General features: G+C 52.9%; 14 protein-coding genes. 10 read left to right on the top strand and 4 right to left on the bottom strand.

The features are described 5' to 3' along the window. The first annotated feature begins 10 nt into the window (after nucleotides 1-10). From F608_RS0127890 to F608_RS0127925, 8 genes are all read left to right on the top strand, one after another. Complete coding sequence (locus tag F608_RS0127890) at nucleotides 11-1075, top strand: 4Fe-4S dicluster domain-containing protein (protein WP_022669047.1); 1065 nt, start codon at nucleotides 11-13, stop codon at nucleotides 1073-1075. Then, the gene (locus F608_RS0127895) at nucleotides 1069-1914 is read left to right on the top strand and encodes an FAD/NAD(P)-binding protein (protein WP_022669048.1); all 846 of its coding nucleotides are present in this window, start codon (nucleotides 1069-1071) and stop codon (nucleotides 1912-1914) included. Before F608_RS0127890 ends, F608_RS0127895 begins: the two co-directional genes overlap by 7 nt. A 53-nt stretch (nucleotides 1915-1967) precedes the next feature. Then, nucleotides 1968-2282, top strand: coding sequence for an IscA/HesB family protein (locus F608_RS0127900; protein ID WP_022669049.1), 315 nt, complete (start codon nucleotides 1968-1970; stop codon nucleotides 2280-2282). Between the two features lie 78 nt (nucleotides 2283-2360). Next, nucleotides 2361-2849 (top strand): hypothetical protein, encoded by a 489-nt coding sequence (locus tag F608_RS0127905; protein WP_022669050.1) that lies wholly within the window; start codon nucleotides 2361-2363, stop codon nucleotides 2847-2849. A gap of 138 nt (nucleotides 2850-2987) precedes the next feature. Next, a complete protein-coding gene (locus tag F608_RS0127910; protein WP_027363195.1) occupies nucleotides 2988-7436 on the top strand; it encodes an FAD-dependent oxidoreductase in 4449 nt (1482 codons plus the stop codon). Between the two features lie 62 nt (nucleotides 7437-7498). Further along, nucleotides 7499-7933: a hydrogenase iron-sulfur subunit gene (locus F608_RS0127915; RefSeq protein ID WP_022669052.1), complete on the top strand. Its 435-nt coding sequence runs from the start codon at nucleotides 7499-7501 to the stop codon at nucleotides 7931-7933. Between the two features lie 54 nt (nucleotides 7934-7987). Continuing rightward, nucleotides 7988-8656, top strand: a complete 669-nt coding sequence (locus tag F608_RS0127920) for a methylenetetrahydrofolate reductase C-terminal domain-containing protein (RefSeq protein WP_027363197.1) — start codon at nucleotides 7988-7990, stop codon at nucleotides 8654-8656. After that, complete coding sequence (locus F608_RS0127925; RefSeq protein WP_027363198.1) at nucleotides 8653-9585, top strand: methylenetetrahydrofolate reductase; 933 nt, start codon at nucleotides 8653-8655, stop codon at nucleotides 9583-9585. Before F608_RS0127920 ends, F608_RS0127925 begins: the two co-directional genes overlap by 4 nt. 55 nt (nucleotides 9586-9640) lie before the next feature. Here F608_RS0127925 and F608_RS0127930 read toward each other — a convergent pair whose 3' ends face one another. From F608_RS0127930 to F608_RS0127940, 3 genes are all read right to left on the bottom strand, one after another. Continuing rightward, nucleotides 9641-10441, bottom strand: coding sequence for a DODA-type extradiol aromatic ring-opening family dioxygenase (locus tag F608_RS0127930; RefSeq protein WP_022669054.1), 801 nt, complete (start codon nucleotides 10439-10441; stop codon nucleotides 9641-9643). A gap of 96 nt (nucleotides 10442-10537) precedes the next feature. Beyond that, a complete protein-coding gene (locus F608_RS0127935) occupies nucleotides 10538-10870 on the bottom strand; it encodes a hypothetical protein (RefSeq protein WP_027363199.1) in 333 nt (110 codons plus the stop codon). 75 nt (nucleotides 10871-10945) lie between these two features. Continuing rightward, nucleotides 10946-11314, bottom strand: coding sequence for a hypothetical protein (locus tag F608_RS0127940; RefSeq protein WP_027363200.1), 369 nt, complete (start codon nucleotides 11312-11314; stop codon nucleotides 10946-10948). Between the two features lie 121 nt (nucleotides 11315-11435). Between F608_RS0127940 and F608_RS36525 the strand changes: the two genes are divergently transcribed. Together F608_RS36525 and F608_RS0127955 are read left to right on the top strand one after the other, a co-directional pair. After that, complete coding sequence (locus tag F608_RS36525; RefSeq protein ID WP_022669058.1) at nucleotides 11436-11642, top strand: hypothetical protein; 207 nt, start codon at nucleotides 11436-11438, stop codon at nucleotides 11640-11642. A 640-nt stretch (nucleotides 11643-12282) separates the two neighbouring features. After that, a complete protein-coding gene (locus F608_RS0127955) occupies nucleotides 12283-12885 on the top strand; it encodes a hypothetical protein (protein ID WP_022669060.1) in 603 nt (200 codons plus the stop codon). 132 nt (nucleotides 12886-13017) lie between these two features. On the opposite strand, the gene F608_RS0127960 is transcribed toward F608_RS0127955, so the two are convergent. Then, nucleotides 13018-14153, bottom strand: a protein-coding gene (locus tag F608_RS0127960; protein ID WP_208599521.1) for an IS3 family transposase whose coding sequence is annotated in 2 segments (ribosomal slippage) — nucleotides 13018-13874 and nucleotides 13874-14153 — 1137 coding nt in all. Because the reading frame shifts where the segments join, the coding sequence is not laid out codon by codon here. Nucleotides 14154-14573: the final 420 nt, after the last annotated feature.

A 14573-nucleotide genomic window follows, 5' to 3' on the forward strand; every position in this document is an offset into this window, starting at 1 on the left:
AGGAGTTTTCATGACATTCATCACCCTCAAAAAAGAAGATCTGGGTCAGGCCATGGCAAAGGCAAAAAAGACATATGCCCTGGCAGGACCTGTACGGGACGGCAATGAACACCTGTTCCGCCGCCTTGGGCCCGACGAGGTTCCGGATCTTTCCTATACTTGCACCCGACTCTCTCCAAAAGAGCTGATCTTTCCCCGGACCGAACCATTGTTCCAATACAGGGTTCCGGCCAGGGCCGGGAAGGAGGAAACAACGCCCTCCCCGTCTCTGGAGGCGCCTTCCTTTGAAGAAGCCCCACTGGCCCTGGTGGGCATCCGCCCCTATGACGCCAGAGCCTTTGACCTGCTCAGGCTCAACTTTGACACCGGGGAGTACAAGGATCCCTACTTTGTCCAGCGGTACGAGACCATGACCCGGGTGGGCCTGGCCGAAACCCGGCCCGACCCGACCAACTTTTCCCCGGCCTGCGGCACAGGCCCCTTTGACGAATCCTGCCTGGACATCCTCCTGGCAGAGGCAGGGGATGCCTTTATCGGTAAGATCCTTACCCCCAAGGGAGAGGCCTTTGCAGAGGCAGCCGGATTTGAAAAGGGCGGGCCGGAAATTGAAGAGCGGATTGCGGCCCTTAAACAAAAAACCGAGGCAGGGTTCCCCCCGTCTCCCTCCTTTGACCGAATCCTTATTGCCGACGCCCTGGACCTGTACAACAACACGGACTGGGAATCTTTGGCCTTTTCCTGTATCAACTGCGGGACCTGCACCTTTTCCTGCCCCACCTGCTGGTGCTTTGACATCCAGGACGAGATGAGCGGGGAAGAAGGGGTCAGGCTCAGGCTCTGGGATTCTTGCATGACAGAGCTTTACTCTGCCCATGCATCGGGCCACAACCCAAGACAAAAAGGGTTCCAGCGGTTCAGAAACCGGTTCATGCACAAGCTCAAATACTTTGCCGACAAATACGGCCAGGGCATCATGTGCGTGGGATGCGGCCGCTGCATCTCTTCCTGCCCGGCCAATATCGACATCCGCCAAATCATCCAGACCCTGAACCGGGAGGAGGCTGTCCCATGTTAAATCCATACAGGCCTTATCCGGTACGGATCCGGAAAATCACCACCGAGACCAGTGACAAGTCCCTGAAGACCTTTGAATTCGAATTTGAAGTCCCGGAAGACGAGGCTGCCTTTTCCTTTACCTGCGGTCAATTTGCCATGCTTTCCATCCCGGGCATAGGCGAAATCCCCATCGGAATCGCCTCATCCCCCACGGAAAAACCCATTGTCAAATTCACGGTGTTCAAGACCGGCAAGGTGACAAGCCATCTGCACAATATGGCTGACGGAGATCCCATGGGCATCCGGGGACCTTTCGGCAACGGATTTCCCATCCAAAAGATGGAAAATAAGAACATTTTAATCATCGGCGGAGGCTTTGCCTTTACCACCCTGAGATCCACCATTGAGATGATGCTCCAGCCCGAAAACCGGGACCGTTTCAAAGACATTGACGTGGTCTACGGGGCAAGGCATCCGGGCATGCTTCTCTACAGGGACGAGCTGGAAGCCTGGGAAAAGAGAGACGATATCCGCATGCACATCACCGTGGACGGAACCGATGATCCGGACTGGGCCTATCACACCGGTTTTGTTCCGGCCGTGACTGAAAAATGCGCCCCCCGGTCTGAGGGTTCCACCCTGGCCCTGGTCTGCGGCCCGCCCGTCATGATTAAATTCACCCGTCCGGTTCTCAAGGATCTTGGCTATTCCGAAGACGAGATTATCATGAGCCTTGAAAACCGGATGAAATGCGGCATCGGCATGTGCGGCCGGTGCAATATCGGCCGGGAACTGGTCTGTAAGGACGGCCCGGTATTTACCCTGGGGGAGCTGCAGAAGACCCCCGGAGAATTCTAAATAATATCTGAAACTAAGTAAAAATTTAATACATAAACCATAAGGAGTTAAAAATGATAAACGTCAGCGAAACAGCCCGGGAACAGGTAAAGGCCTATTTTGAAGGAAAAGAGGTCCAGCCCGTAAGGATCTTTCTCAACAGCGGGGGGTGCGGCGGCCCCAGCCTGGCCATGGCCCTGGACGAAAAAAAAGAGGACGACGCCGTATTTACCCATGACGGGATCGACTACATCATGGAAAAGAGCCTGATGAAAGAGGCATCCCCCGTGGAAGTCAACTTTTCCGGCATGGGGTTCCGCCTCGATTCCAGTTTGAAGCTCGGAGGCGGCTGCAGTTCCTGCGGAAGTACCGGATCCTGCTGCGAGTAAAGGTCAGGGGCAGTTCCCTTGGATCTGCCCTAAATCTAAAACGTCCTGTCACGGGTTGACAGGACCTGAGGAGGAAATATGCCAGATCAGGTTCGTCTTCATCCAAAGGTCGAACGCCAGCTGGCCTCAATGGAAAAGCAGGTCAATGCTCCGGCCATTGCCGCGGGCAAGGCCAGAAAAATCATCCAGGCCCTGATCCAGGGCCAGGCCCTGACCGTTTCGGGCCTGTTAAGCGGTCGGCCGGACAGGCGGCTGAAAAACAGCCTCAAGTTTAACCTGGGGTCCGGATTCAGGCTGATCTGCATTCGGACCAAGAAGGTCATCTACGTAATGTTTGCCGGGGACCATGATGCCTGTGATGCCTGGCTGGACAAGACCAGTAAGAAAAAACCCCATAAAAAGGACCTGGACATGGCGGTCTTTACCGTGGATATCCCGACCTCCGGTCTTGACTCCAGGTTTGACGGCAGACCGCCGGATCCAGCAGACAAGTCCCTTGAAGATCCTGATTTTCCCCCTGTTTCCCAGGAGGATTTAAGAAGGGTGTTCAAAGGGCTCACCGGATAAGGAACTCCTTACCCGCTCTCCTAAAATTCGCTGAACTTCCCAAGGGTTCCAAACGCGTATCACCGGTTGATAGATTGGCCAATGCAGCCGGGGAAAATCCCCGGTGTAAACTAAATCTTTAAAACGGACGATATGAATATGGAAAATGAGAATCTTGTGGGTTCCGTAATGGTCATCGGTTCCGGGATTGCCGGCATCCAGGCATCCCTGGATCTTGCCGATTCAGGCTTTCTGGTCCACCTGGTGGAAAAACAGCCCCAGATCGGCGGGGTCATGGCCCAGCTGGACAAAACCTTTCCCACCAATGACTGCGCCATGTGCGTGATCTCTCCCAAACTGGTGGAAGCAGGCCGCCATCTCAACATAGACCTGCATACCATGGCCCGGGTGGAAAAGGTGGAAGGGGACATGGGCAATTTTACCGTGACCCTGGTTCAGGAACCCCGATACGTGGACCTGGACAAGTGCACGGCCTGCGGGGAATGCGTCAAGGTCTGCCCCGTGGAGGTCAAAAACGATTTTGACCAGGGGCTGCGCACCCGAAATGCCATATATAAGCTCTATCCCCAGGGCATGCCCGGAGCCTTTGCCGTTGACAAGCGTTCCGTGGCGCCCTGCAAGGCCACCTGCCCGGCCCATGTATCCATCCAGGGATTCATCGCCCTGATGAACCAGGGCAAGCACCACGAGGCCCTGAAACTGTTCAAACAGGAACACCCCTTTCCCGGTTCCTGCGGCCGGGTCTGCCACCATCCCTGCGAGTCTGTCTGCACCCGGGGGGACGCGGACCAGCCCCTGGCCATCCAATATCTTCACCGGTACATTGCCCAGCTGGACCTGGACAGCGAAGAAGGTCCCTGGGTCCCTGATATTCTTGAAGAACGGCCCGAGAAAGTGGCTGTTGTGGGTTCCGGCCCTGCCGGGCTGACCGCTGCCTATTACCTGGCCCAGAAAGGGTACAAGGTCACCATATTTGAGAAGCTGCCCGTCAAGGGCGGGATGATGGCCGTGGGTATCCCGGAATACCGCCTGCCCAAGGCGGAACTTGCAAAAGAGATCGACGTCATAGAAAAATTGGGTGTTGAGATCAAAACCTCTGTGGAATTCGGCAAAGACATCACCCTGGAAAGCCTGAAAAAGGAGGGGTACGCCTCTTTGTTCATGGCCACGGGCCTGCACGGGTCCAGGGGACTGGGCGTCAAAGGTGAAGACCTTGAGGGCGTGCTCAAGGGAACCGAGTTCCTGAGAAATGCGGCCATGGGCAAGGGAGAGAAACTCTCCGGCAAGGTCATTGTCATCGGCGGCGGCAACGTGGCCGTGGACGTGGCCCTGACCGCCCGGCGCCTGGGCTCCGACGATGTGACCATGGTCTGCCTGGAAAAACGGGACGAGATGCCGGCCTGGGATTACGAGATCGAAGAGGCCCTGGAAGAAAAGGTCCACATCGTCAACAGCCAGGGACCTTTGCGTTTCTATGGGGACGACTCCGGAAAAGTCAACGAGGTCAGCTTCCAGGAATGCACGGCCGTGTTTGACGAAAACGGAAGGTTCAATCCCCAGTACGACGACTGCAAGCTCACCTCCTATGAGGCGGACACGGTGATCGTGGCCATCGGCCAGATGGGAGAGACCGGTTTTGCCGGTAAAGAGGGCATCGCCCTGACCCCCCCGGGGGGATATGAGGCAGATCCTGTTACCCTCCAGACCCCCATTGACTGGGTCTTTGCCGGGGGGGACGCCTATTACGGCCCCAAATCCGTTGTGGACGCCATTGCCTCGGGCAAGACCGCGGCCGAGTCCATCCACCGGTTTATCAACGGACTGGATCTCTTTGAAGACCGGGAAAAGAGCTATGAGTTTGAAAAACCGGAGATCGAGAATGTTCCCCGGCTGGAAAGGGTGCACCCGGACAAGATCAGCGTGGCCGACCGGGAGGGCAACTTCAAAGAGGTCACCCTGGACCTGGCCCTTGAAGCCATTGAAAGGGAAGTATCCCGGTGCCTGTCCTGCGGGATCTGTTCCGAGTGCTACCAATGCGTGGAGGCCTGTGTGGCCGGGGCGGTTGACCATTTCATGACACCTCAAAAAATCACCCTGAACGTGGGAGCCGTCATTGCCTCCCCCGGGTTTATCCCCTTTGACCCCTCCCTCCATGCCGTCTACAATTATCTTTCCCATCCCAACGTGGTCACCAGCCTGGAGTTCGAACGGATATTATCGGCTTCCGGTCCCTATGAGGGCCATCTGGTAAGGCCTTCGGACGAAACTTCCCCGAAAAAAATCGCCTGGCTCCAGTGCACCGGGTCCAGGGATGTCAATACCTGTGACAATGCATACTGCTCCTCGGTCTGCTGCATGTACGCGGTCAAACAGACCGTCATCGCCAAGGAACACAGCCCGGAAGAGCTGGACACGGCCGTGTTCTTCATGGACATGAGAACCTATGGAAAGGAGTTTGACCGCTACTATCTCAGGGCCAGGGATGAGGCCGGGGTCCGTTTTGTCCGGTCCCGGGTTCACACGGTGGAGCCCCATGAAAACCAGACCCTCATGCTCCGGTACATCACCGAATCCGGGGATCTGGAAGAGGAGATCTTTGACATGGTGGTCCTCTCCGTGGGCCTGGTTTCCGGAGAAGGCAACCAGGAGCTGGCCCAGACCCTGGACATCGGGCTGAACAGGCATAAATTTGCCGAGACCCGGGACCTGACACCGGTTCAAACCGGGAGAAAAGGGATCTATGCCTGCGGAGTATTCCAGGGCCCAAAGGATATTCCCCAGTCGGTCATGGAAGCCTCGGCAGCCGCAGCCTGTGCGGCCCAGGCCCTGGCCCCGGCCCGGGGAACCCTGACCCGGACCCGGGATCTTCCCCCGGAAAAGGACTTTTCAGGCCAGCCTCCCCGGGTGGGGGTGTTTGTCTGCAATTGCGGGATCAACATCGGGGGGATTGCCGATGTTCCTGAAGTCCGGGACTATGCAGCCACCCTGCCCAACGTGGTTCATGTGGAGGACAACCTCTTTACCTGCTCCCAGGATACCCAGGACAAGATCAAGGAGGTAATCCTTGAAAAAGATATCAACCGGGTGGTGGTGGCCTCCTGCTCTCCCAGGACCCATGAACCCCTTTTCCAGGAGACCATCCGGGAAGCCGGCCTGAACAAGTATCTGTTTGAAATGGCCAATATACGGGACCAGAACACCTGGGTCCACATGAACAACCCGGACCTGGCCACAAAAAAGGCCAAGGATCTGGTCTCCATGGCCGTGGCCAAGGCCAATTGCATCGAGCCCCTGTACCAGACCCCCTTGAACGTGATCAAGGCCCTGCTGGTGGTGGGCGGCGGAGCCGCCGGCATGGAAGCGGCCCTGTGCGCGGCCGACCAGGAATTTGACGTGATTCTCGTGGAAAGGGAAGACCATCTGGGCGGAGTGGCCAAGAAACTGCTGACAACGGCCCAGGGAGAGAAAATTCCTCCCTATCTTAAGAGCCTTTCCCAAAAGGTGATGGAACATGAAAGGATCCGGGTGCTGCTTAACGCCCAGGTTGTGGGAACCGGCGGCATCATGGGCAATTTCTCCACCGAGATCATGGTGGGGGGAAACCGGGAAGGCGAAACCGGAAAAATCGGGGCCCTCACCGTGGAGCACGGGGCCACTATCCTGGCCACCGGCGGCAGCGAGTATCAGCCCAGGGAGTTCCTCTACAAAGAACACCCGGAAATCTATACCCACCTGGACCTGAACCGGGCCCTGGATCAAGAGGATGATAAAATTTTCAAGGCCGACACCATCGTCTTTATCCAGTGCGTGGGATCCAGGAACGAGGAACGCCCCTATTGCAGCAAGATCTGCTGTACCAATACCATGATCAAGGCCCTGAAGATAAAAGAGAAAAATCCCCAAGCCCGGATATTTGTCCTCTACCGGGACATCCGGACTTACGGGGTCCGGGAGGATCTCTACACCCGGGCCAGAAACGAGGGCATCCTCTTTATCCGGTACGACGAAGACCATCCGCCCCAGGTTTCCCTGGGGGACAGCCAGACCCTGGAGGTAAGGCTCCATGAAAAGATACTCGACCGGAAGGTTCTCATCACCCCGGATGCCCTGATCCTGGCTGCGGCCGTGATTCCCAACGAGAACAAGGAACTATTCGAACAATTCAAGGTCCCGGTCAATGCGGACGGATTCCTCAACGAAGCCCATGCCAAACTGCGGCCCGTGGATTTTGCCTCGGAGGGGATCTTCCTGGCCGGTCTTGCCCATTACCCCAAATCCCTGGACGAATCCATTGCACAAGGCCGGGCTGCCGTGGCCCGGGCCGCTTGCGTCCTGTCCAGGGACAAGATCCTGGTGGGGGGAGTGGTGGCGGAAAACCGGTTCCCGGACAAATGCGCCCGGTGCCTGGTCTGTGTGAGATCCTGTCCCTACGGGGTGCCAAAGGTTGTGGACGGCCATGCGTACATTGAACCGGCCCTGTGCCACGGATGCGGGGTGTGCGCGGCGGAATGCCCGGCCAAGATCATCACCCTCAACCATTTCACGGACCGGCAGATCAATGAAAAATCCAAGGCCCTTTTTGCATAAAACACAGGCAGAGGGGCAAGGCGCCCCCTCTGCCGGGGCTTTCACATAGCAAGGAGAAGATCATGACAGAAAACTTTGAACCCCAGATCGTGGGTTTCTGCTGTAAGTACTGTGCCTATGCCGCCGCAGACCTGGCCGGCTCAATGAGGATTTCCTATCCGCCCAATATCAAGATCATCCAGGTGCCCTGTACGGGCCGGATCGATGTCATCCACATATTAAAGGCCCTTGAAGAAGGGGCGGACGGCGTAATGGTGGCCGGCTGCCTGGAAGGAGAGTGTCATTTTCTGGAGGGCAATTTCAAGGCCCGGGCCCGGGTAAATTCTGTGAAAAAGATCCTGGATGAGATCCGTCTGGAGCCCGACCGGGTGGTGATGTACAATCTGTCCTCGGCCATGGGACCCAGGTTTGCCGAAATCTGCCAGGATATGGCAGAGAAAATTACCATGCTTGGCCCAAGTCCCATGAAAAAAATCAAAGAAACCGGTGCCGCCTGATTTCTCCCAGGGTTTGGACCGCTTATTCTTAACTTTCTATTGAAGGGGTTTCATATGATCATTGCCCAAAAAAAACCGATTCAGGAAATTATCCGGGAAACAGAAATCTATGACCGCATCCTGATCCTGGGGTGCAACGAATGTGTAACCGTGTGCGAGGCCGGCGGCAAAAAAGAGGTGGAGGTTCTGGCATCGGCCCTGAGAATGTATTTCATCACCCAGGGAAAGGAAAAAGTCATTTCCGAGAGGACCCTGGAGCGCCAGTGCGACCACGAATATCTGGAGGAGATCCGCTCCAATATCGATGATTACGACGCTGTTGTCTCCCTGGCCTGCGGGGTGGGGGTCCAGTTTGCAGCGGAAAAATATCTGACCACGCCTTTGCTTCCGGGCGTCAACACGGTCTGCCTGGGGGCCAATGAAGACCGGGGACTCTGGACCGAGCGGTGCCAGGCCTGCGGCTCCTGTGTTCTGGCCAGGACCGGGGGGATCTGTCCGGTCTCCCGGTGCGCCAAGCGGGTGCTCAACGGTCCCTGCGGAGGGTCCACCAACGGCAAGTGCGAGCTGGGGCCGGACACGGACTGTGCCTGGCAGCTCATCATTGACCGGCTCAAGGCCCTGGGCAAAATGGATGACTACGAGAAAGTCGCCCCCATCAAGGACTGGTCCACAGACCGGGCCGGCGGCCCCAGAACCGTAACAAGGGAGGATGTGAAGATATGAGCGAGCTGATGACACAAAGCAGACTGGAAAAGATATTAAAGGCCGGCCACCTGGGCGTCACCTCCGAGTGCGGACCGCCCAGGGGAAGTGACGCGGAAGAGGTAAAGGAAAAAGGCCGGCTCATCAAGGATTATGTGGATGCCATCAATGTCACGGACAACCAGACCGCCATGACCCGGATGTCCTCTCTGGCCGCCTGTATCCACCTCAAGCTCATGGGCATTGAGCCGGTTCTGCAGATGGTGACCCGGGATAGAAACCGGGTGGCCCTCCAGAGCGATATCCTGGGCGCCGCCTCCTTTGACATCCCCAATATGCTCTGTCTTTCCGGGGACCACCAGAGCTTCGGGGACTGTGCCCAGGGCCAGAACGTCCATGATCTCGATTCCATGCAGCTGCTCCAGACCGTCCGCCACATGAGGGACCAGGGCAAGTTTTTGGGCGGAGACGAGATCAAGCGTCCGCCCAAAATATTTGTGGGCGCCGCAGCCAACCCCTTTGCCGATCCCTTTGAGATAAGGGTGCCGAGGCTTGCCAAAAAGATCGCCTGCGGTGCCGAGTTCATCCAGACCCAGTGCATCTACAACATCGACAAGTTCAAAGAGTGGATCAAAAGGGCAAGGGATAGGGGCCTTACCCAAAAGGTCTTTATCATGGCCGGCATGACCCCCATGAAATCCGTGGGTATGGCCAAGTACATGGCCAAAAAAGTCCCGGGCATGGACGTGCCCGAGGAGATCATAAAGCGCCTTGCCGGGGTGGAAAAGGGCAAACAGGCCCAGGAAGGCATTGATATCTGTGTGGAGCATATCCAGGAACTCAAGGAGGTGGACGGGGTTGCAGGATTCCACATCATGGCCATTGAGTGGGAGGAAAAAGTTCCTGAGATCGTGGAAAGAAGCAGCCTGTTTCCCAGGCCCGAAGTGTAGAACGCTTATCCGGGACCTGCTGTTTCCGGCAGGATCCCGGATCACCTGAATTGATCTACCAGAGATAGAGGCTTGCCTGTTTCTTCATGATCTTCAATGCAAAATACCGGCTGCAGGCCCTTTGGGCAGCACCGTAACAGACATGCAAGGGCATCAAATGCTCCTCCCGGGGATGGCAATACCCGGCAAAGGGGGCCTCCTGCCAGTTTTCCAGCCTCTGGGTTCTTTCTTCTTCATCCAGATCCGTATCGGAACAGGTATGGATCAGCCATTGATCAAAGGCCTGGTTCATGGCCCGGGTCTCTTCTGTATCCGGAGCAAAAAAAGCCTTTAAATTATGAAATGAAAATCCCGAGCCGATGATGAGCAGGTTGTCATGATCTATCCCGGCAAGGGCCCTGCCCATTTTGATGTGCCGGGTCGGGCTGAGGCCCTGAATCAGAGAGAGTTGGATGCAGGGAATATCTGCTTCTGGATACATGATCTTCAGAGGGACAAACAAACCGTGGTCAAAGCCTCTTTGGCCATCCGTATTGGCTTTTATCCCGGCTCTGACCAATAGAGAATGGACCTGGTCCGCCAGGAGAGGCTCTCCCGGACACGGATATTCAATCCCATAGGATTCCTCTGGAAATCCATAGTAATCGTAAATCAGGGAAGGATTTGCCCCGGATGTAATGGCGGGTATTTTTTCTTCCCAGTGCGCACTTATCAGAAGGATGGCCGATGGTTTTTCTATTTGACCTGCAATTCTTTTCAAGGTCTCAACCATCTCCCGGTGACCCTCGTCTCCGAGAAGCGGCAGGGGACCGCCTCCATGGGACATGAACAATACCCGGGGTTTCTTATTTTTCATTATCCTATTCTGTCCGTATCATAAATACCAATGTTGTTCAGCCGCATAAATCCAGCTTTGGCGGCCTCTCTCTCCGGTCAGGTTCCATTGATGCATTCACTCAATATACTCTCCGATGATGCTGTGCTTTCGCTTAATTTCACGTATAAAGCGGTCATAATGCCTCATTCGGATGATTGAGCCGATAACCAGATAAAAGCCGAACACCAATAAAGCAAGGTTGAGTGCGACAAGGGGAATCATTAAATGCATAACATGGAGAACATCATAGTACTTTGAAGTGGCGATCAGAACACTCATCACCGACAGCGGCAATGCCAATACTGCGATGCCTGTTCTCATAACAGATAAAGATGTACGCTTCTCAGCCAGAATCAACTGCACTTCATTGATTGCGATGGAGTCTATCTTGTTGGTGTCGTCGGTCAAATCTTTTCCCTCTGAAATCTTTTTTTTATCGTCAAGCTCTCCGGCACCGGTCATCGGTCCCGGGAGAAACCAGGCTTATTCTCTGTCATTATAATGATTCTTTCTCCCAACTACAATCGGCAGTATAAAAGAGATAAAACCGGGCAAGAGGATCACAGCCAGCATTCCCGTCAGATCAGACCCGGACATGTGCCCGGATTCATTTATTACGATCCCGATTCCCAGAAGAACTAAAAAAAGGATAACAAACATATAGGGTCTGGCTTTTTGAGTCCCTGCCGCTCTTGCAGCAAATGAGGCTTTAACGCCGAGAATTATGATGAATACCGACAGCAGAAGGCTTCCGAGCCCCACGGTCAGAATGGTAAAATCAGAGGCAAACGCCCTTGACGGCAAGGACAACAACAAGATTAAATTTAAAGATATGCTTGTCTTATTTACCATGCTCTCTTTTTCCCTCAGATCGCTTCACAGAGGTTAAAATCTGGAATCTCTGCCGGATAGAAGACGGAATCTCACCTCTTTTTGATCATAGCATGGATTTTAAAATTTAACCGCAGTCAAAATGGGATTTTTGTGTACCCGGCTCATTTCCGCAGCCCTGATTGACCAGTGCCGTGCCTATCCGGCATCCCTGAAAATCCGGCCGTACCGATACCGGAGCCAAAAACCATGCACCATTTCCAGACAAACCCTGGAGGATCCTTTCCCGGCCTTAAGAATCAGGGCCGATCTGAAGACTGTCCCCTGCCCTGGATTCCGGCCTGCCTGAGCCGGAATCCTTACCGGGAACGCTGAACAGGGCCGGAGATTTGGACTTCCGGTAAATTAAGGGGCGCTTGAATTTGTTTTTAAAATTTCCCGGTGGATCGGAAGTCCGGCCCGGGCGGGGTGCAGCTCCGCAGGGTTAACGATTCCTACAGCCTCTGCCATGCCGCTCCGCAAAAGGAGAAAACTCGCCTTGGCTCAGACAGTTCTCCTTTTTTTACTCCGCGCCATGGAGAGTCTGTACGCAATCAAACCCGATGTCTCCGCCGGCACCCCACCCGGGCCTCCATGGGAGTACGGAAAGTTCAGGTATATTTCAAAGTATGGGTCAGGATAGTCATAACCGTTGCCAAAGGATGAAATTCCCCCTAGTCCTATAGTATTTTACCAATCTTTGGACTGTTAATAATATTGCTCTGGTTTGGTTCGAGTTTTCGTGGGGAGGACTTATAGACATAGTCAACGGTCCTCTGGCCCAGAATAAAAGGAAATTTAAGAGGGCATTAAGTTGACTGTTGCAATCTGCGCCATGGAGTGATTTATTTTCAATACTTTTAATTTCTGTAATATCCATTATGCTTTCAAAATTCAATCAAGGATAGAATATAGCATATTACAATTATCGAATCTAAATGGGGTTTTGAATGTATGAAATAATTGCACAAGAATCGAACGAATCTAAAACTGGAAAGCGATTTTTAGGGACAAGATCATGTTGTCGGTTTTGTGGCAATGATGATCAATCTGCATTTGGTGGACAAACCAATGCCCATACTTTTCCGGAAGCACTTGGAAATAAAGTCCTTTTTTCCTTAGATGAATGCAAATCGTGTAATAATAAATTCTCTGTTTATGAAGACTCGCTATGTAAAGCTGTTGGCCCCTTTCTTACCCTTGGAGGTGTTAAAGGAAAGAAGCGGGTAAGACAGACAGGCCGAAGCAATGGTGATTCTTTCATTCGGCATTCTGATCAAGATGGCCGTGATATCCAGGTGAAGTCGACTGGTCCCACTGACAATATATTTGGCAGCGTCCCAGGAACAAACATTATTCAGCTTCGAATGCCTGTCGAAGGAGATAAATTCATCCCTTTATATGCATATAAGGCTTTGGCAAAAATAGCTATATCTCTGCTTCCGGTGGGTGAACTTCACAGATTTAAAGGAGTCCTTAATAGCCTACAAAGAGAAGCTATCGCTCCTGTGAGAGGCATTCTCCGGGTTGGTTTCTCCTGCGCTGGACCCTAATGAATGAACAGCCTGGGGCCTGAGATAAGCTCTGAATCTGTTTTTTAAAAAAATTAAAAAATAGAAAAACATCGCACGGGTGACTGGTTTTTATGCGCCCGGAGGGCGTGTAAAAAACAGGCAGCAGTAACCCTATGCGACCGCCTTTCGTTCTTGGTTTTTATAGTAAATTTCATCTGGTGTCCAGTTGTCCAGTGACTGATGAAAGCGTTCCCCGTTGTAGTACAGGAACCATTGTGTCAGTCCTTGGCGGAGCTTCAAACCTCCTTCAAACGCCCTTAAATACAAATAGTGATACTTCAGAGTCCACCATAGCCGTTCAATGAAAATATTATCACGAAAACGGCCACGGCCATCCATGCTGATACGGATGGCGTTCTCCTTCAAGACTCCAGTGAAGGCCTCACTGGTGAACTGGCTCCCCTGGTCTGAATTGAATATTTCGGGACAACCATATTGATGTATCGCATCTTCAAGAGTGTCAATACAGAATGCCGTTTCAAGGGTATTGGAAAGCCGCCAGGATAATACTTTCCGACTATACCAGTCCATAATTGCCACAAGATACATAAAACCTTTGGCAAGAGGAATGTATGTGATATCCGCACACCAAACCTGATTGGGACGGTTTATTGTCAGTTTACGAAGCAAATAGGGATAGACCTTGTGCCTCGGGTGCTTCTTACTTGTTTTCGGCTTTGGATATATGGCCCGTAATCCCATTATGCTCATCAGTCTCCGGACACGCTTACGACTTATTTTATAGCCCAACCTTTGCAGAAAAGTACGCATTGATCGGCTTCCATAATTCGGGGTTTTTAAATATTGCTCATCAATCAGTCTCATCTGCTCAAGATCCAGACGACGAACTTTTTTGGGGCGGTAATATACCGAGGTTCGGCTTACCTTAAGCAACTTACATTGTTGAACAATGCTGATCCGAGGATTATTGAAATCGACCATTTTTTTACGTTCTGTTCGACTTAAAAGTTGAGCTTTTTCGACAAAAAATCGTTTTCCACCTTTAATTTGCCAATTTGGCGGTAAAGCTCATCTACTTTGGTATCCATATGTTTTTTTTGATTCCGATTTTTATCGAACACATCTGCGGCGCCGTTAAGCAGATTCCGTTTCCAGGTGTTGATCATTGTCGGGTGGATTTCATACCGCGCTGCCAACTCGGCTACTGTTTGCCCATTTTTCAGGGCAGCCAACGCAACCTTCGCTTTGAACTCAGGTGAATACTGTTTCCGTTTCCTGGTGGTCATTGCCAACTCCTTTCATGTTAGTGAATCAGAGCTTAGCACATTGTTCGGATTCTGGGGACCACCGCACTCCTATAGTTACATTGGAAACGCTCCCCCAGTTCTTGCTGGGCAAATTCTTCGGCGTAAAACAGAAGAAGCCCAAATTCCATACATGATTGCAATTTTTTCGGCGGGTTCAGTTTGCTTTCAAATTTGGCTTCGCTCTGACGACAAAGATGAACATGTTCCAAAAAATGGGAATTTGGGAATCCGTTGGACTATACAGATTCCCAAGCCAGAAGGTGGCTACCTCCCAATAACATACAGTGATCCGCTTCAATTTGACTGGGCTAATACAGAACCACAATTACAACCTTTTGAGGCGTTTTTTTTAAAATTTAATATTGTCTCAAAGAAAGGAGTATTAGAACCGATACCTCG

Origin of the sequence: Desulfospira joergensenii DSM 10085 (assembly GCF_000420085.1) — a bacterium.
In the GTDB taxonomy this organism is placed as follows: Bacteria; Desulfobacterota; Desulfobacteria; order Desulfobacterales; family Desulfobacteraceae; genus Desulfospira; species Desulfospira joergensenii.